Raw genomic sequence first — 18,149 nt, forward strand, 5'->3', positions numbered from 1 at the left:
TTTAGCCAAGAGAAAACGTGAAGAATTTTAGTTCTTTACGTTTTTTATGTTGAGAAAGTTGAAAATTCTGTCTTTTTTAAAAAAGAAGAAGGAACTAGTGCTATAAAAGAGAATTAGTATAAAAATGTCACAATTTAGACACAATTATAATGCGCGTGTTGTAGGGACTATAAGTTTACTCTCGAGGAGGTAATGAAACGTATGAAAACGATTCTTGCTGTTGCTGGTCTCATCTGGGTAATGTCTCACGGTTTTCCGATTTTTGAAGGGGAGCAAATTCGTAGTGCACTAAATAAAAAGTTCAACGATTATCATGTAATAGATCGAAAAGATAATGTCGTTACAGTACGTGTGAAAGACTGTTTCCATACAGTTACGGTTGCCGATGGAAATGTTACAAATGAAACAAAAATGTGTGATAAAAGGTAAAAGAAAGAAGCTGACTCTAGCATATCGTTTTGAGTCAGCTTCTTTTTCGTTTTCCGATTAGAAGTTTTTCAAATGCTTCTACAAACACATACATCAGTGTTGCGAGAACACATGTGAGTAGCACACTCAGTAAGACGAGTGTGAAGTTAAAGACTTGGAATCCATAGCTAATTAAGTAGCCAAGCCCTTGTTTAGAAACGAGAAGCTCACCGAAAATAACACCGACCCATGATAATCCAACGTTCACTTTTAGCGTTGAAATAATTGCAGGGAACGATGAGGGGAGTATAACTTGCTTATAGCATTGCCATTTATTTGCGCCAAATGTGTCCATTACTTTTATATAGTTAGAATCGACTTCTTGAAATGCGCTGTAAATAACGAGAATGGTAATGATGATGGAAATGATTACGCCCATTGCAATAGACGATGAAATATTAGGACCGAAGATTACAATGATAATAGGGCCGAGTGCGACTTTGGGCATTGCATTTAGGACGACGAGATATGGATCAAGAACGCGAGCTAAAAGTGGTATCCACCAAAGGAACGTGGCAATAATAGCCCCGAGTACTGTTCCAAGAATGAAGCCTACTCCTGTTTCAAGTAGCGTCGTCCATATATGAATCCAAAGCGAACCGTCAATCCACTTGCTAAGAAAGAGATCCCAAATACTCGACGGAGAGCTAAAGAGTAAAGGATCAATCCATTCGTTTTTGCTAGCTATTTCCCATAATGCAAAGAAAAGAATGAGCAGTAAAAGTTGTAGCGAGCGAGCAATCCATGCACGCCTGCGTTCTTTCTTTCGAAATTGTTCATGTAGCTGTTTTATATTATCCAAGGCGCTCCAGCTCCTTCCATATGTCTTGGAAAAGGGCTGGAAAGTCGTAGTGATGGCGCGATTCTAACGGTGATAAGGAGCGAATACTTTCTGGGACGACGAACGTTTTTGCAATTTTCCCAGGATTCGCTTGTAGTAAATAAATACGATCACTCATCGCAATTGCTTCTTCAATATCATGTGTCACGAGTAAAGATGTTTTTTTAAAGTTACGTAATAATGTGAAGACGAGATCCTCTAGTTTTAACTTTGTTTGATAATCGAGAGCGGAAAATGGTTCATCTAACAATAAAATTTTTGGATCAGTCGCTAATGTTCGAACGAGTGCAGCGCGTTGACGCATACCACCGGACAATTCACGAGGATATTGCTGTTCTACATCATGCAAACCGACTTGTTTTAAAAGCTTTAAAGTATGTTCTTTCGTTCGTTCATCATAAATCTTTCGAATATGCAGTCCAAGCATAATATTTTCTTCAATTGTTTTCCACGGAAACAAGTAATCTTGCTGGAGCATATAACCCATAGATGGACTTTTTGTTGTAATTGGTTCACCATCTAAAAATACGATACCTTCAATTGGATCAAGTAGCCCAGCGATAATCGAGAGAAGCGTCGTTTTGCCGCAACCACTTGGACCGAGTATAGAAATAAATTCTCCTTCTTCCACTTGTAAACTCATATCTTCGAGAATTAGTTTGGCGTTCTCTTTTGCGAAAAAGCAGTGAGAAACGTTACGTATTTGTAAAAAACTCATACACTTCGCCTCTATTTCTTAATAACGCTTTCGGCAATTTTCGTATTGACGAGCGCTTCATGTGGGACTTCTTTTTGTAATTCACCAGCGTCTTTCATAATAGTTTGGAGCTGTTTCCATTCTTCCGCATCTAATAGCGGATTTGTCGCATAAGAATGTTGCTTTTTATACCGTTCAATTACTTTTACTGTAATGTCTTTTGAAGTGTCTTTAAATAACGGAGAAACGGCATTAGCGATCTCTTCGGGACTATGTGTATCAACCCATTGCTGCGCTTTATAGAGCGCACGTGTGAACTTTTCAGCAGCAGTTTTATCTTTCTTTAAGAAACTTTCTCTTGCCATGAACGATGTATAAGGAACAGTACCAGATTCATTTCCGAACGAAGCGACGATATAACCTTTACCTTCTTTTTCGAATATACTTGCAGTCGGTTCAAAGAGCTGTACAAATTCTCCAGTACCAGATGCGTAGGCATTTGCAATATTAGCAAACTCGATGTTTTGAATTAAGTTCGTATCTTTGTGAGGATCAATGCCATTTTTCTTTAAAACGTATTCTCCAACCATTTGCGGCATGCCGCCTTTGCGCTGACCTAAAAACGTAACACCTTTTACGTCATTCCAATTAAAAGAATCTAGCTTTTTACGTGAAACTAAAAATGTCCCATCTGTTTGTGTAAGCTGTGCGAAGTTAATAACAGGGTCTTTTGCTCCTTGTTGATGAACGTAAATAGACGTTTCAGAACCGACAAGAGCAATATCAATTCCACCAGATAATAGGGCGGTCATCGTCTTATCTCCGCCAGCTGTTGTTTGTAGGTCAATATTTAGTCCTTCATCTTTAAAAAAACCTTTTTCAATCCCAACATATAACGGTGCATAGAAAAGAGAATGGGTAACTTCGCCGACGCGAATGTTTTGAGTTTGATCTTTTGGCCCTTCTTTTTTACTACTACAAGCAGCAAAAGTGAAAACAGTTAGTAACATGATGCAAAAAACAGCTATTAATTTTTTCACTATATAACACCTCCTAGAAGTCACTCTACAAGCATGATATGTAGGTAAGTGCCCATATGTGAGTATAGATAGCAGGAATTTTTTGAGTGATAAAGAAGTACAAATATAAGGGGTGATAAAATGAAGTACGAATATGATGATAGCGTACATTTACATCTTGATTATTTCGGAACAGAATGTGATATGGAATCGATTGCTTATAAGAGGAAGAATGAAGACGTATGGGATGTGTATTTTAATTTTGGAGTATACGGTATTCAGAAAGAGGATGTAGAGTTAGGAAGGTTTATGGACGAATATGCTGGTCATTACGTTTTTTCTGTACATGCTCGTGATTTAAGCTGGGAATTTGGAAGTGCTCAGTTTGAGGAGTGGGTTTTGAGAAATCAGATAGTAGAAAAATCACTGCAAAAATAGGTAGGGATTTTGTGGTCGATTTTCTCATTTTATTGTTCATTTTCGTAGTTGGATTTTTTATTATACAATTGCTCATTTACCGATTTGCAAAGAAAAGCATTCAAAAATATACAAAAATGAAATGGATGCATATGTGGCTACATATGCATATGGAAAAAGGTCCGAGATTAGATTTTTTTGATTTTGTATTTATAGTAATCGTATGTATTATATGGAGAATGTGGATAGTTTCTCTTTTATAGTAGATGTTTCAACACGTTCTTAAAGGCATCATGATTTGTCCTCTTAGTTTGTAAGGAATAAAAAATAGAAATCAAAATACGAAGCAAAACCTGCAAGTTTGATCAGGTTTTGCTTCGTATTTTAATTTGCATAATAAATAGATTATATCTCCTAAAATAACGGTGAATTTTAACTTTTTTTGAAGGTAGAATCCTTTTGTAATATAGTTTGTATATGCAGTATTTTTGTACTTTTTAGAATCTGTTTTGTTGTAAAAAGTACGAAAAAATGTTATTTTTTAAGGGGTATTTAAGGTTATATATATATAATAAAAATAGATATAAAGATCATAAGTATAATGTTTTTTACTGATGCGGGGTGAAATAGAGAGAAGAAAACAAGAAGAGAAAAGAGGGAAATAAGTTGAGTTTGGATTTTGTAGTTCAGCAACAAAGAAGAAATGAATTTCGTTATAATTTTTCCGTTCAGCAAGAAAGAAAGAGCCCATTACTTTCTTTCATTATTAGCGGAATATGGACTGTTTTTTTAGAAACGTTGTTTGTTATTACATTAGGCTATTTCGAATTAGAGAAGACGAAGTTATTTTTTAATGAAGGAATCACGTTAAGTATAATTACTATAATTTTATGGAGCATACTATTTTTTATTGATTATTTGAATAAAGGGATAATCAATAAACTTAGACCAGCTATAAGAGTTCATATTTTATTGCTGCCAATAGCTCATTTAATAGTTTTTATTTATATATTCATACAAGAATATATGAATTTTTTGCTTGTGAATAACTGGATTTATTTGCAGTATACACAGTACCTATTCAGCGTTTTACTCATTTATATGGTGTATATTTTAGTTTACAATTCAATTGGAAAAATTTTACTAAGTGTAATGTTAACTAGTTGTTCTTTTATTATTTTAGGGATTGTTAATTACTTCAAGAGTATGTTCAGAGGAGAGCCGCTATATCCATCTGACTTTACACAAATAGGGCATATGCAGTCAGTTATACCAATGGTTATGGATTATTTTAGTTTGAAAAATATATTAATAGGAATCATTAGTATAGTTGTATTTGCATTTGTTGTTTTTACTATTCGAAAGCATATTAAATCTATAAAAATCCATATCGGTATGCGAATTGTTTTAATATGTACATCTCTGTTTATGGTGTATGCGTTTAGTAATTACCCTAATACATTTGTGAATAAGTTATTTGTAAAGGGTGGGGTATACTTCCCTTTATGGAATCAAAATATGAACTATGGTCAAAATGGCTTGGTTTTAGGATTTTTAAGTAACTTAGATACGACAGTTATTCAGGAACCAGAAAAATATTCAAAGGAAAATATGCTTCAAATTGCGAATGACATAAAGAAACAATATGGTGTTAATGTGAGTGAACAAAAAAAAGCTGAGAAACCGAATATTATATTTCTGATGAGCGAGGCTTTTTGGGACCCTACAAAACTAACGAATCTTTCATTTAGCGAAGATCCAGTCCCGAATCTACATCATTATATTGAGAATTTTCCAGGTGGACAAACAATAGCTCCTACATTTGGGGGGAATACAGCGAATACCGAATTTGAAGCGCTAACGAGTTATTCAATGAGTTTGTTAATGCCCGGTTCTATACCGTATCAACAAGCTGTTACAGGTCAGAAAGAAATCCCATCTATTGCAAGTGAATTGAAAAAACAAGGATACTATGCAAGTGCAATTCATGCTTTTGATCGCTCATTTTACAAACGAGATACTGTATATAATGTATTTGGATTTGATAACTTTAATGCAGAAGATACGATGAAGCATAAAGAATTAGCTGGGGACAATGTTAGTGATTTGTCTATGAGTAAAGAAATAATAGATGAATTGAATAAGAGAAAACAGCCTACATTTATTCATGCGGTAACGATGCAAAATCATTTTCCGTATAATCCGGGACGATTTGAAGAAAATCAAATAGAAGTTAATGGATTAACAGAAGATGCATCGAAGGCAGAATTAGAAATATATACGGAAGGTGTAAGGCGCTCCGATGAAGCTTTAAAATATTTAATAGACCAGCTTGATGAATTAGAAAGACCTACTTTATTAGTCTTTTTTGGAGATCATTTACCAGTACTAGGGACAAATAAGGCTATTTATAAAGAGGCTGGATATATAGAGAATGAAGAAACTGTAAGTGAAAGATTATCAATGGCAGAAACACCATTGTTAATGTATGCAAATTTTGATATACCAAATGACAACTTAGGTTTAGTAAGTCCAATGTATTTCTCAAATCTTGTTTTTGATTACGCAGGATTAAATAAATCACCATTTTATCAATTTTTATCGGGATTATATAAAGAAATCCCAGTGCTTAGAGATGAATTAAAAGTTGATAAAAATGGCGAAGAGATTAAAGACTTAACAAAGAAACAAAAAGAAATGTTAGAGCAATATAAAATGATTCAATATGATTTACTCGTTGGAAAGCAGTATAGTAAAGATATACTCTTTAAATAGGGGAAACAAAAAAGGACTTGTATAGGATACAAGTCCTTTTTTCATAGTATTTAACGGGGTAACCAGACAAGCTGGGTTTAGGGAGTATTACTTGTACATTTAGTATAAACAAAAATGTAATCGTTTTATTAATTGATTTGTGAGAAATGTGTGAATTTTATTTTGTGAAAACTTCATTCACTTCAACAAATAACCTATAGGGCATATACTTTCACTTTCTTTGAAAAATAAGTTGTAATGATATTCGATGGGATAAATTAAAACAGGAGATGAGAAGATAACAGAATGTATCATTCGTATCGTAGTTATTCTTACTTACGAATGGGCCGGTTTAATTGGGTAAACAAAAAAGATAGTTAATAAAAAAGAATTTGCTGTAAGGAAACTATGAATTTAAAAATTTTATAAGTTCTGCATTTAATTCATCTGCTTGGTCGATTGGAGAGCCGTGACCACTATTTGTAAGAGCATGTAGTTGAGCATTTTTAATCCGTTTTTGCGTGAGTTCAGCACTTTTGTATGGGATCAGTTGGTCGTGAACGCCGTGGAATATTTTTGTTGGAACGTTAATTTTACTTAAGTCTTTCGTTACGTCTTCGTTTGCAGCTGCTTGCATAATTTTGATGAGAGCATAGGAAGCGGACTGCATACCGAGATAAGAAAACCATTCAAGGGTTGCAGCTCCTAAGTTTCTATTGAAAAATGATAAAGATACATCACTTAAAAATTTTGGTAAATTTACATACATTTGATGAATGAGGGTATCTGCTTGTTCTTTTGGTACACCGTAAGGGGACTCTTGATTTTTCACGAAAGAAGGAGAGACGGCATCAATTAATGCGAGCTTAGAAATACGACGCCCATTGTAGCGAGACATATAGCGAATAGAAAGAGCACCGCCGACTGAAAAACCGACTAACGTAGCATTTTCTACTTGGAGTGCTTCCAGAACAATTGCAATATCATCAGCTAATCGGTCATACGTGTAACCAGTCCATGGCTTATCAGATTGCCCATTTCCGCGTATATCCATGGCGATGCAGCGAAAGCCGTGCTCCGGTAAAACATTGAGTTGATATTGATACATTTGATGATTTAAAGGCCAGCCATGGACGAAAAAAACAGTTTTACTACCGGGACCGGGATTAACGTCTTGCACAAAAATATGAACATCTTTCTCGACCGTAACAAACATGAAGTATCCCCCTTATATGTGTTAGTATGCTCTATCCCAAATTAACGAATGAACACCGAGCTTTGGCTTCCAGTGGAATTTTACGAATCGCGACTTTCCATTTTTATTAACGAAACGAAATGTATGAACGCCAAATCCTTGCATCATTCGAAAACTTCTTGGAATTGTACGGTCGGACATAATCCACATCATCATTGCAGCTGATTCTTGATTATTGGCGATGAAGTCCCAAAAAGTATCATGTGCTGTTTGGCCCTGTGGAATTTCATTATGTGGCTCTGGTTTAAGGGCGTGAATAAGATCAGGAAATTTAATACCATCTTGAATGAAGAAAATTGGTATGTTATTTCCTACTAAGTCGAAATTTCCTTCTTCTGTATAAAATTTAACAGCGAATCCTCTAACATCTCGATTCGTTTCATTGGCTCCTTTTGATCCCGCTACTTCAGAAAAACGAACGAAAAGTGGTGTTGTTTTTGAAGGGTTTTGTAGAAAGTGTGCCATTGTTAGCTCTTCTAAAGATTCATATAACTCAAAAATGCCATGTGCTCCGTATCCTCGTGCATGAACGACTCTTTCAGGAATTCGTTCACGATCAAAATGAGAAAGCTTTTCTCGCATAAGAAAATCTTCCAGAAGGGTAGGGCCACGATCACTGGCAGTTAAAGAGTTTTCATCATTTGAAATTTTAACACCTGTATTTGTTGTCATCTCCTTTCCTTCATTTTCGGGTGTAAAGGATTGGAGCTGTTCTGTCTTTTTATTTTTTTTGCCGTCCATATAAAACACCTCCCATAACATACGTATTATTGATTGTAGTTTTTATGCTTGCATATAGTCTGAAGATATTACACTGTTGGTATGATTTTCCTCAAATGTTCGATTTATCTTTGTTTGTCTATGAAAATCATTTATTATAATAAATGGTATTCTTCGAGATATTATTTTGAAGGGGTGTTAAAGTGAAAGAAAGTTTTCTATCATATAAAGAAGAAGAAAGGAATGCAAAAATTTTCTTATGGGTGCTATTTGTTACTGTTACTGCATATCAAATTTTCTATGCAATCGTATTAGAAAATAAATCACTAACGGATAAGGGACATAACATACTATGGCAAGTTATTTGTGGAACAGCAATACTCGGCGTGAATATATATTTAATAAAAAAAGAGAAAGCAAACCTTGTTAAATATACATGTTTATTTGCATACATAGGGATAGAAATGGCTAATATACTTTCGTATATTCTTTATAATAAGGCGGCATTTGATGGGGTAAATATAATAGAAATTATTCTCATTTTCTTTGTACCTATATTTTTAAATAAAAAGTATTTTGTGTTTTTACTTGCTACGATTATAGGGAAATATGTGATTTATTTATTTGTATTAGAGGAAGTAAAAGCGTTTATGTTTCTTATTATGTACACACTTTTATTAATAGCTGCATACATCATTTTAAATCGATTTTTACAATATCTTTCAGCTGTAAAGGAAAGTATTAAGATTGCTAGTGAATCACAAAAATTAGCAGTGATCGGAAAAATGGCAGCGACAGTCGGGCATGAAATTAAAAATCCACTTGCTTCGTTAAAAGGATTTACACAATTACAGCGAGAGAAGCATGAAGATGATCCTATTTATAAACGAATGATCTTTGAAATAGAAAATATGAATAATATGATAAGTGAGTTAATGGAAGTTGCTACATGTAAACCTTCTATTTATGAGAAACATGATGTAGGAAAAATTGTATTACAAGCAGTAAAAACTCTTCGCGAAAAAATGAATGAATCAAATGTTCAACTTATTTCTAATGTGGAAGAAAAAACAGTGGAAGTTGAATGTGATGAACGAAAAATAAGAGGAGTTTTTTTATATGTCATAAATAATGCTCTGGAGGCAATGGAGCAAGGTGGCATTTTAGATTTGCGATTAGAAAATAAAGGGAAAGATTATGTGATGATAAGTATAATCGATAGTGGTTACGGTATTAAGAAGGAAAATTTAGCCCGTGTGACAGAGGCTTTTTATACAACGAAACAAGATAAAATTGGTCTAGGACTTACGGTAGCGGATCGAATTGTTGCCGAGCATCTTGGTGAATTATGCATTGTAAGTGAAAGAGATATTGGAACAAGAATAGACATCATTCTTCCAATGAAGTTTGGAAATTATGAAATCCAAGTGGAAGAAAAGCTAGGAGTTACCATATGAATAAAGGCTATATATTTAAAAATGAAGAAATAAAGGCACTCAAAGTATTTTTAAGCTTATTTTTTATTATATTTTTTGTATATGATCTTGCCTATGAATTTATCGTACCTTTAATAGGGGGAGAACAAGAAGGAGTAGGAAAATTCGAAGATGGTTTAGGTTTATGGCTCTATTTTTGGATGGTGATATTGTTTTGCATCGGCATATATTTTATGAAATGGAAGAATCCATTTGCGGTAAAGTATATCATTTTAATTGGCTATAATATATTAGATTTTATCCATAATATTATGATTTATTCTGGTAGTGATGCTGAGTTTGATGGTGGAAATATAGTAGAAGGATTTTTCATTTTATTTGCACCAATCTTCGTGAGTAAAAAATATTTTTGGTTAGTTATAGGGATAATTGTTGGAAGGTACGCTCTTATTGGAATCATTATTCAATCTTCTCTCGTTTTAATCCCAATGGCATTATGTAGCGTATTCTCCATTATATGTTGGATTATATTTTTGAGATTCCAGTCTTACATTCGTACGATTGAGATGATGGATAAAGAAATAAAACAAACAGAAAAGCTAGCAACTGTTGGAAAAATGGCAACAGTTATTGGCTATAAGATTAGAAGACCTTTAGCAACTTTAAAAAAACTTGTGAATAAACAAGCGAACAAGCATCCCGAGGATAAGATTTATAGCGATATTATGAAGCAAGAGGTAGAACGAATTCATACAATTACTACAGAACTTAGTGGGTTTGAGAAATCTAAATCGCTAGAATCAGAAACTCATAACATACAAGAAATTATCGCTTATGTTATTCGGGTTATGGGTAAGCCTGCTTTAGAACAAGGGGTGCACATACAAGGTATTTACAGTAAAGACATACCGTCAATTACATGCGACGAAAAACGATTAAAACAAGTGTTTTTTAATTTAATCAAAAATGGGATTGAAGCAATGTCAGTTGGTGGGACGATTACGATTAAAGTTACCGTAGAAGATGGAATCGTCGTTCAGGTGAAAGATGAGGGGTGCGGCATTCCAAAAGATAAAATTCCAAAGTTAAATGAAGCTTTTTACACAACGAAAGAAACGGGCACAGGTTTAGGGTTAGTAGTTACAGAAAAAATTATTAAAGACCACAACGGTAAAATGAGCTTTGAAAGTGAAGTTGGAGTTGGAACGACGGTAAAGGTAATGTTGCCGATGTAATGATAAAATATTGGAAAAAGGGAGATTACTTACTTGAGAGCGATCTCCTTTTTTATTCTGTAAAAAATAAATTGATGTGTGTACCCATCTTCACTAATTAAAGTGTCCTTTTATAACCACCATTTCTCCTGCGGAATTAAAGTAATATCCAAACGAAAGTTCTCTTTAAACCAATCATATATCAATGTCTCTTTCACTAAGTATTCAGAGGCAGAGTGCGACACACCGATGAGTGACATATTCGTTGTTTTTACATAATCCATAATGAGCGAGTATTTATGTCTACCGTAATCATTGTCGATATGGCAATGGATTTCTCCTGCAATATATGCTTCAGCACCTTTTTCTTCTGCTTCGTTCATTAAAGATACGACATCGCCACATCCAGCGATAATTGCAATTTTTTTAATGGAATCGTGTTGTTTACCTTCGAAGTCTGTGTAAGGAATGTGGAAGAGTTTTTTTAGACGTTTTTGGAGTGCTTCTGTTGATGTTTCATCTATTTCACAAATGAGACCGACTGGCTCGCTTTCTGGACCACCGTAAGCAAATCCGTCAATTACACTGGCTTGGAGTGCTTTTGCGATTGAAATGCTTGTTCCATACGTTTGATGAAAATCCATTGGTCCGTGACATGTATATATAGAAAGTTGTTTTTCTTTTATCGCCTGCAAATATTTTTCTGGAATGGGAATAAAACCACGGCCTGATTTTCCAAGCGGATCACCGCACTCCATTACAAGTGGATGATGCATAAAGAGTAAATCACCGGGTGTCGATTGTGAAATGAAAGCTTCAAGAACGTCATCTGTAGGGAATACAGATAAAAATACTTTGTTTACATTTTCAGCCCCTCGTATCATAAGACCGTTAAATAGCTCTACAAAAGTTGCTTCAAAAAATTGTTGCCATGGAAATTGGATAGAATCATATACAGCAGGGATAAAGCGACTAAAGGCAATGTCTTTTCCGTATTTTTCGATTTGGAATATATGATTGAGTGATTGTTCTATTTCTTTTAAAGCTGGCATGTTGTGTTATCCTCCTTAAACTAATTCTTACTCTATTAGTTATTTTTATTGTTCATGGCAAAATAAGAAGCGGATAGGAAACAAATAAAACCTAGAATCCAACCAATAGAAGGAGAATAGGGAAGTATATGTTGTAATATCATTCCGCTAGAAATAAAAAAGCTACCTAATAGGCCTAATAAAATAGGATATCGCTTTAGTTGAGACATCAGTGATAGAACCTCCTTTATCACATACATTGTATATTAGTCTTAATTTTCTGTATACAAAGTTTTAGAAAAATAGTGGTACAATATATGAATGATATGAGAAGAAAGGATGAACATTAACAGATGTACGTTACTGTAACAGAAGCAGCATATAAAAAAATTATGGATACGATTCCAAATGAAGCGAAATATATAAAATTATTTTACGATAATGAAGGTTGCGGTTGTGTTATGAGCGGAATCATTGATTTAGTAGCTGTAGCTGAAAAAGATGAGCGTGATGTAGATATTGAATCAAGTACACTTAGCTTTATCGCCGATCGTACAAAGCTTGTATTTATGGATGATAAGTTAACGGTTGATTGGCATGAAGGTGGAGGAACTCTTCAGTTAAAAAGCCCGAGCCAGTTTTATAATCCAAATATGAAGTTACATGTTCGAGTATAATAAAGAAAAGACGGTTCCAATATGTTTTTGGAATCGTCTTTTTTATTGCATAAGGTGTTATTATTGCCGTTTTTTGTTGATAAGTCGATATACTTAAAAATCGCCGATATAATTTCATGTGTCAAAGTAAAGCTCTTGATACAATAAAAAGATTTTTTCACATAATGAAATGTACACATGATTGAATTTTCTGTATAATTTTCTTTGCGGAGGGGATACGCATGAGAAGATGGGGAATTGAGTTATTAATTTTAAGTGTGGTTATGATTTGGGGTATTAACTATACCATTGCAAAATATGGGCTTGTAGAATTTACAGCAATTGAGTTTACTGCTATTCGGATGATGGCGGCGGCACCGTTACTGTTATTGCTTACATTCTTTATTGAAAAGTCGCTTTATGTGGAGCGAAAAGATATACCAAGATTAATCGTTGTTAGTTTTGTAGGGATTGTACTATATCAAACGTTATTTATGGAAACTGTTAAATATACATCCGCTACAAATGCCTCTTTACTCATTTCTATTTCACCTATTTTTACAACTTTATTTGCGGTTTTTTTGAAACAAGAAAAGTTTTCTTCTCGGAAGTTAATTGGTTCTATGATTGCCTTTGTGGGTGCAGCATTAGTTTTAGTAGCGGGGCATTCACTCGCTAGTTCTTTTTACGGGAATGGAATTGGAATGATTACATCAATATGCTGGGGGCTTTATCCTGTTTTAGCAGGGCCATTAATTAAAAAATATTCAGCACTACGTGTTACTGCATGGTCGGCATTAGTTGGAGCAATTCCGCTTTTATTATTAAGTGGTCCACATGTATTTGTCATGCCGTTTCACATTACAAAAGGGATGACACTATTTGCTTTACTATATTCTATTTTCTTTGTAACAGTATTTGGTTTAGTAATGTGGTATATCGGTGTTCAAAAAATTGGGGCATCCCATACGATGGTATATATGTATATTACACCGATTGTAGCGGTTTTATTTGCAGCTATATGGGCAAATGAATCTATTTCATTACAACAAATGATCGGTGGGATAATCATTTTCTTTGGTCTATGGTTTGTAAAATTGGAGAAAGTAAAAGTTCATACTACCGTACAGGAACCTATATCAAAATAGGAAAACAGATCACTTATGATCTGCTTTCCTATTTTTTTATTTTTGGTAAGAAGACGAGAAATAAGATAGCAGTAATAAGTGGAATTAAGTTTAAAAATGGAATACGGAAGAGTGTGATAAGAATAATACCTGGAAGGAGAACACCGAGGACAGCGTAGAAAATACTATGATTTTTCGTGTACCAATATAGCGAAAGTCCAATAAGTGCAGGGACAATGAGATGAATGAGAGCCATTAAAAAATAAATCATTAGACGCCCCCTTTATTTGTGTATTTATTACATCATATCCGTATGTTCATAGATTGATATCACTTTTTTCATAAATGGACGAAAAATGTTTGGAAAAACGTCACAAATTATAAGAATATGATGTTCGAAATCTTGTATAATATTATTTTCTGAAAACATTTAAACAACATAAACATTGGGTTTATGTTGTTTTTAATTTGAGTGAAGAGAATTTTAAGTAGTATGAACTCGAAAGAAATGAGTTATACAGCTTTTGTTGGATAGATTAAAACTACTGAAGAGGGGTACAGCATGATTAGTATGTCATTAAGATCGTTTAAAATTCAATCGTATTATTTACTAGGTATTCTGCTATTAGGCTGGATGTTAACGCCGTTTTCAGCGCATTTTCTAGGTGCAGGAATTGGACTTATCGTAAGTATGTATTGTGTTTGGCTTTTAGGGAGACGAATTGAGAAGCTTGGAGATAGCATTGTAAAGAAAACGAAAGCACCGACGCTCGGTATGTTTAACCGTTTTGCCGCTGCTATTTTGGGTGCTATTATTATGTACGAAATTGAGCACCATATGGTGATGTGGGCTTTTGCAGTAGGGATTATGGGCGGTTATTTCTTAATTGTTGTTAATTTAGGCTACTATAGCATGAAAGATGAGAAAGAATTAACGAAGAGATAAAAAGATAAAAGCTGCTCTTTAGATGGGATAGAGGATCCAGCGGTGGCTAGAAGCGGTTAGAGCCTTTTTTAGCTCCGTACTTGTATAAAAAATAGATAGAAAGAAGCTTACGTAAAAACGTAAGCTTCTTTTTTATGTAAGTGTGTGTAACCGTTAAGCCGCATTGGGTTTTGTCGGTGAGTACGCGAAACTTTTCGGTTACACGACACTTATTCATATGAGTAAAGGGTTATTCCAACAGAAAGTTTTAACTTAAGCGATTGGACCGCCTAAGTTAATAATAGCTTCAGAAACGCTGTCGAACTTTTTGAAGTTCTCTTTGAATTCGTTTGCAAGTTCAATTGCTTTTGTTTTGTAAGCAGCTTTATCAGCCCAAGTTTGTTCAGGTATTAATACTTCGTCAGGTACACCTGGTACGTGAAGAGGTACTTCAAGACCGAAGATGTCATGTTTAGCAGTTTCAGCTTTTGCAAGTTCACCGCTTAGTGCTGCTTGAATCATTGCGCGAGTGTAACCTAAGTTCATACGCTTACCAACACCGTATTCGCCACCAGTCCAGCCAGTGTTTACTAAGAATACTTTCGCATCGTGTTTCTCAATTTTTTCACCAAGCATTTCAGCATAGCGAGATGCATCAAGTGGTAAGAATGGTGAACCGAAGCAAGTTGAGAATGTAGCTTGCGGAGATGTAACGCCGCGCTCTGTTCCTGCTAGTTTACTAGTGTAACCACTTAAGAAATGATACATAGCTTGTTCTTTTGATAACTTACTGATTGGAGGCAATACGCCAGATGCATCAGCAGTTAAGAAAATGATTGTATTTGGATGTCCTGCAACACTTGGCAGCACGATATTGTCAATCGCATGCATAGGGTAGGCAGCACGTGTATTTTCTGTTAAAGTAGTATCGTTATAGTCAGCGATGCGTGTTTGATCATTAATGACAACGTTTTCTAAAACAGATCCAAATTTGATTGCATCAAAGATTTGTGGTTCTTTCTCATGAGAAAGGTTTACACATTTCGCATAGCAACCGCCTTCAATATTGAATACACCGTTATCAGACCAACCATGCTCATCATCACCGATTAATTTACGGTTTGGATCAGCAGATAAAGTTGTTTTACCTGTTCCAGATAAACCGAAGAATAGTGCTACGTCACCTTCTTCACCTACGTTTGCAGAGCAATGCATAGAAAGAATATCTTGTTCAGGTAGTAAGAAGTTCATAATAGAGAAGATTGATTTTTTCATTTCTCCAGCGTATTCTGTACCACCAATTAGTACGATACGTTTTTCGAATGAAACCATGATGAATGCTTCAGAGTTTGTACCGTCAATTACTGGATCTGCTTTAAAGTTCGGTGCAGAAACAATTGTAAACTCTGATTCATGAGTTGTTAATTCTTCTTCAGTTGGACGAATAAATAATTGATGTACAAATAGATTGTGCCATGCATATTCGTTAATAACTTGAATTGGTAGGCGATAGTTGCGATCGGCGCCTGCAAATCCTTTGAAGACGAATAACTCTTCTTTTTCTTTTAAGTATTCTAAAACTTTAGTATATAATTTATTAAAATGTTCTTCAGAAATCGGTTGGTTCACAGCTCCCCAAGCAATTTTGTCAGCAACCGATGCTTCTTTCACAATAAATTTATCTTTAGGAGAACGTCCTGTGTATTTTCCTGTTGAAGCAGAAACTGCACCAGTAGAAGTTAATTTCCCTTCATTTCGCATTAATACTTTTTCCACTAATTGCGGAACACTTAGTTGAATCTGTGCATTGCTTCCGTTCAATAATTCATGTAAACCGATTTGGACATTCACAGTACTCATATTTATATACCATCCTTTTCATTTAATGAAATATTTCTCGTAATCCCCATCAATAGTATAACACAATTATATAAATAATGTATACTATTTATTTATTTTTGTTTGTGTGAATGTATTATTTCCTTATTAATATTTCATTCCAGGCGTATTGAGAAAAACTTTCAGGAAAATGTGAATATTAATTGACAAATGAATATCATTTCTTTAGTATAGGTTGGGACGGATACTCTCTTATCCCGAGCTGGCGGAGGGACAGGCCCGATGAAGCCCAGCAACCTCACTTGTAGTGGTAAATACATGTGAATAGGTGCTAAAACCTGTGCGAGGCTAATGGTCTCGAACGATAAGAGCAAAGGGCAAAAAGCAGTATGCAAGTAGCAAATTAAACCTTTCCTCTATGTTAAGTAGGAAAGGTTTTTCTGTATGCTTGTGTGGGAGAATAAATGTATGTCGCAGTTTGTGGCAAATTAAGGATGAGTTCCGTACAATATATACAATTACTGTAGGGAGGTTTACCACATGACAAAAAAACGTCATCTGTTCACATCTGAGTCTGTAACTGAAGGACATCCAGATAAAATTTGTGACCAAATTTCTGATTCAATTTTAGATGCGATCTTATCAAAAGACGCAAATGCACGTGTAGCTTGTGAAACAACTGTAACAACTGGTTTAGTATTGGTAGCGGGGGAAATTACGACTTCTACTTACGTAGACATTCCAAAAATCGTTCGTGAAACAATTCAAGGCATTGGTTACACACGCGCAAAATACGGATTCGATGCAGAAACTTGTGCAGTTTTAACATCTATCGATGAGCAATCTGCTGACATCGCTATGGGTGTTGACCAAGCGCTAGAAGCACGCGAAGGTCAAATGACTGACGCTGAGATTGAGGCAATTGGTGCAGGAGACCAAGGTTTAATGTTTGGTTTTGCATGTAATGAAACACAAGAATTAATGCCACTTCCAATCTCGCTTGCTCACAAATTAGCTCGCCGTTTAACTGAAGTACGTAAAGATGACACATTATCATACTTACGTCCGGATGGAAAAACGCAAGTTACAATTGAGTATGATGAAAATGGTAAACCTGTACGTGTAGATACAATTGTAATTTCTACACAGCATCATCCAGATGTTACATGGGAAGAAATCGATCGCGATTTAAAAGAGCATGTAATTAAAGCTGTAGTTCCAGCAGAATTAATGGATGGAGAAACGAAATTCTTCATTAACCCAACTGGCCGCTTCGTAATTGGTGGACCACAAGGTGATGCTGGTTTAACAGGACGTAAAATCATCGTTGATACTTACGGTGGATACGCTCGCCACGGTGGCGGTGCATTCTCTGGTAAAGATGCAACGAAAGTTGACCGTTCTGCAGCATATGCAGCTCGTTATGTTGCGAAAAATATCGTAGCAGCTGGTCTTGCTGACAAAGCAGAAGTACAACTTGCATACGCAATTGGCGTAGCACAACCAGTATCAATTTCAGTTGATACATTTGGCACTGGTAAAGTATCTGAAGACGTACTAGTAGAACTAGTTCGTAACAACTTCGATCTTCGCCCAGCTGGTATTATTAAAATGCTAGACTTACGTCGCCCAATTTACAAACAAACAGCAGCTTACGGTCACTTTGGACGTACTGATGTAGATCTTTCATGGGAACGTACAGACAAAGCAGCTACTTTAAAAGAGCAAGCTGGTCTATAATATATGAAAA

Annotated in this window: 17 protein-coding genes, 1 pseudogene and 1 riboswitch; of the genes and pseudogenes, 10 read left to right on the top strand and 8 right to left on the bottom strand. The window is 35.0% G+C overall.

Annotated features, from left to right (window positions below; all coding sequences use genetic code 11):
* Positions 1-201: 201 nt before the first annotated feature.
* On the top strand, positions 202-429 hold the full coding sequence (locus A6J74_RS20550; protein ID WP_000849116.1) for a hypothetical protein: 228 nt from the start codon (positions 202-204) through the stop codon (positions 427-429).
* A 34-nt stretch (positions 430-463) separates the two neighbouring features.
* Here A6J74_RS20550 and A6J74_RS20555 read toward each other — a convergent pair whose 3' ends face one another.
* The 3 genes from A6J74_RS20555 to A6J74_RS20565 are packed head-to-tail and all read right to left on the bottom strand — an operon-like array spanning position 464 to position 3,046.
* A complete protein-coding gene (locus A6J74_RS20555) occupies positions 464-1,270 on the bottom strand; it encodes an ABC transporter permease (RefSeq protein WP_000368773.1) in 807 nt (268 codons plus the stop codon).
* Positions 1,263-2,027: an ABC transporter ATP-binding protein gene (locus A6J74_RS20560; RefSeq protein WP_000009038.1), complete on the bottom strand. Its 765-nt coding sequence runs from the start codon at positions 2,025-2,027 to the stop codon at positions 1,263-1,265. Before A6J74_RS20560 ends, A6J74_RS20555 begins: the two co-directional genes overlap by 8 nt.
* Positions 2,028-2,038: 11 nt before the next feature.
* A complete protein-coding gene (locus A6J74_RS20565) occupies positions 2,039-3,046 on the bottom strand; it encodes an ABC transporter substrate-binding protein (RefSeq protein WP_000733219.1) in 1,008 nt (335 codons plus the stop codon).
* A 120-nt stretch (positions 3,047-3,166) separates the two neighbouring features.
* Here A6J74_RS20565 and A6J74_RS20570 point away from each other — a divergent pair, with 120 nt between their 5' ends.
* From A6J74_RS20570 to A6J74_RS20580, 3 genes are all read left to right on the top strand, one after another.
* Entirely contained in the window at positions 3,167-3,463 is a 297-nt protein-coding gene (locus A6J74_RS20570; RefSeq protein WP_000873109.1) for a DUF3986 family protein, read from the top strand.
* 11 nt (positions 3,464-3,474) lie between these two features.
* On the top strand, positions 3,475-3,705 hold the full coding sequence (locus A6J74_RS20575; protein WP_000227439.1) for a hypothetical protein: 231 nt from the start codon (positions 3,475-3,477) through the stop codon (positions 3,703-3,705).
* Between the two features lie 403 nt (positions 3,706-4,108).
* Positions 4,109-6,217: an LTA synthase family protein gene (locus A6J74_RS20580; protein ID WP_000050732.1), complete on the top strand. Its 2,109-nt coding sequence runs from the start codon at positions 4,109-4,111 to the stop codon at positions 6,215-6,217.
* Between the two features lie 385 nt (positions 6,218-6,602).
* Here A6J74_RS20580 and A6J74_RS20585 read toward each other — a convergent pair whose 3' ends face one another.
* Together A6J74_RS20585 and A6J74_RS20590 are read right to left on the bottom strand one after the other, a co-directional pair.
* Positions 6,603-7,412: an alpha/beta fold hydrolase gene (locus A6J74_RS20585; RefSeq protein ID WP_000498282.1), complete on the bottom strand. Its 810-nt coding sequence runs from the start codon at positions 7,410-7,412 to the stop codon at positions 6,603-6,605.
* Between the two features lie 27 nt (positions 7,413-7,439).
* Positions 7,440-8,192: pseudogene (locus A6J74_RS20590) on the bottom strand (catalase); the annotation flags it as partial.
* A 182-nt stretch (positions 8,193-8,374) separates the two neighbouring features.
* Here A6J74_RS20590 and A6J74_RS20595 point away from each other — a divergent pair.
* Both A6J74_RS20595 and A6J74_RS20600 read left to right on the top strand, forming a co-directional pair.
* The gene (locus A6J74_RS20595) at positions 8,375-9,628 is read left to right on the top strand and encodes an ATP-binding protein (RefSeq protein WP_000664869.1); all 1,254 of its coding nucleotides are present in this window, start codon (positions 8,375-8,377) and stop codon (positions 9,626-9,628) included.
* Complete coding sequence (locus A6J74_RS20600; RefSeq protein WP_001032640.1) at positions 9,625-10,842, top strand: ATP-binding protein; 1,218 nt, start codon at positions 9,625-9,627, stop codon at positions 10,840-10,842. The genes A6J74_RS20595 and A6J74_RS20600 overlap by 4 nt, the downstream gene beginning before the upstream one ends.
* A 110-nt stretch (positions 10,843-10,952) precedes the next feature.
* Here A6J74_RS20600 and A6J74_RS20605 read toward each other — a convergent pair whose 3' ends face one another.
* The gene (locus A6J74_RS20605) at positions 10,953-11,873 is read right to left on the bottom strand and encodes a Nif3-like dinuclear metal center hexameric protein (protein ID WP_001111099.1); all 921 of its coding nucleotides are present in this window, start codon (positions 11,871-11,873) and stop codon (positions 10,953-10,955) included.
* Between the two features lie 332 nt (positions 11,874-12,205).
* Between A6J74_RS20605 and A6J74_RS20615 the strand changes: the two genes are divergently transcribed.
* Entirely contained in the window at positions 12,206-12,529 is a 324-nt protein-coding gene (locus A6J74_RS20615) for an iron-sulfur cluster biosynthesis family protein (protein WP_000289564.1), read from the top strand.
* A gap of 221 nt (positions 12,530-12,750) precedes the next feature.
* The gene (locus A6J74_RS20620; RefSeq protein WP_001255426.1) at positions 12,751-13,656 is read left to right on the top strand and encodes a DMT family transporter; all 906 of its coding nucleotides are present in this window, start codon (positions 12,751-12,753) and stop codon (positions 13,654-13,656) included.
* A gap of 28 nt (positions 13,657-13,684) precedes the next feature.
* On the opposite strand, the gene A6J74_RS20625 is transcribed toward A6J74_RS20620, so the two are convergent.
* Positions 13,685-13,906 (bottom strand): hypothetical protein, encoded by a 222-nt coding sequence (locus A6J74_RS20625; protein ID WP_000639048.1) that lies wholly within the window; start codon positions 13,904-13,906, stop codon positions 13,685-13,687.
* A 291-nt stretch (positions 13,907-14,197) separates the two neighbouring features.
* Here A6J74_RS20625 and A6J74_RS20630 point away from each other — a divergent pair, with 291 nt between their 5' ends.
* The gene (locus A6J74_RS20630; RefSeq protein ID WP_000624935.1) at positions 14,198-14,581 is read left to right on the top strand and encodes an ATP synthase subunit I; all 384 of its coding nucleotides are present in this window, start codon (positions 14,198-14,200) and stop codon (positions 14,579-14,581) included.
* A gap of 252 nt (positions 14,582-14,833) precedes the next feature.
* Here A6J74_RS20630 and pckA read toward each other — a convergent pair whose 3' ends face one another.
* Positions 14,834-16,420 (bottom strand): phosphoenolpyruvate carboxykinase (ATP), encoded by a 1,587-nt coding sequence (gene pckA, locus A6J74_RS20635; RefSeq protein WP_000108808.1) that lies wholly within the window; start codon positions 16,418-16,420, stop codon positions 14,834-14,836.
* A 228-nt stretch (positions 16,421-16,648) separates the two neighbouring features.
* Positions 16,649-16,770, top strand: a riboswitch (SAM riboswitch).
* 169 nt (positions 16,771-16,939) lie between these two features.
* Between pckA and metK the strand changes: the two genes are divergently transcribed.
* Positions 16,940-18,139 carry a methionine adenosyltransferase gene (gene metK / locus A6J74_RS20645; RefSeq protein ID WP_000163114.1) on the top strand — a complete coding sequence of 400 codons (1,200 nt, stop codon included), beginning with the start codon at positions 16,940-16,942 and terminating at the stop codon, positions 18,137-18,139.
* The last annotated feature ends 10 nt before the right edge of the window (positions 18,140-18,149 follow it).

Origin of the sequence: Bacillus sp. FDAARGOS_235 (assembly GCF_002073415.2) — a bacterium.
Taxonomy (GTDB): domain Bacteria; phylum Bacillota; class Bacilli; order Bacillales; family Bacillaceae_G; genus Bacillus_A; species Bacillus_A toyonensis.

Coding starts and splice junctions, on each gene's coding strand:
- A6J74_RS20615 (WP_000289564.1), top strand. CDS start 12,206: ATGTACGTTACTGTAACAGAAGCAGCATATAAAAAAATTATGGATACG.
- A6J74_RS20585 (WP_000498282.1), bottom strand. CDS start 7,412: ATGTTTGTTACGGTCGAGAAAGATGTTCATATTTTTGTGCAAGACGTT.
- A6J74_RS20550 (WP_000849116.1), top strand. CDS start 202: ATGAAAACGATTCTTGCTGTTGCTGGTCTCATCTGGGTAATGTCTCAC.
- A6J74_RS20625 (WP_000639048.1), bottom strand. CDS start 13,906: ATGATTTATTTTTTAATGGCTCTCATTCATCTCATTGTCCCTGCACTT.
- pckA (WP_000108808.1), bottom strand. CDS start 16,420: ATGAGTACTGTGAATGTCCAAATCGGTTTACATGAATTATTGAACGGA.
- metK (WP_000163114.1), top strand. CDS start 16,940: ATGACAAAAAAACGTCATCTGTTCACATCTGAGTCTGTAACTGAAGGA.
- A6J74_RS20560 (WP_000009038.1), bottom strand. CDS start 2,027: ATGAGTTTTTTACAAATACGTAACGTTTCTCACTGCTTTTTCGCAAAA.
- A6J74_RS20630 (WP_000624935.1), top strand. CDS start 14,198: ATGATTAGTATGTCATTAAGATCGTTTAAAATTCAATCGTATTATTTA.
- A6J74_RS20600 (WP_001032640.1), top strand. CDS start 9,625: ATGAATAAAGGCTATATATTTAAAAATGAAGAAATAAAGGCACTCAAA.
- A6J74_RS20605 (WP_001111099.1), bottom strand. CDS start 11,873: ATGCCAGCTTTAAAAGAAATAGAACAATCACTCAATCATATATTCCAA.
- A6J74_RS20570 (WP_000873109.1), top strand. CDS start 3,167: ATGAAGTACGAATATGATGATAGCGTACATTTACATCTTGATTATTTC.
- A6J74_RS20620 (WP_001255426.1), top strand. CDS start 12,751: ATGAGAAGATGGGGAATTGAGTTATTAATTTTAAGTGTGGTTATGATT.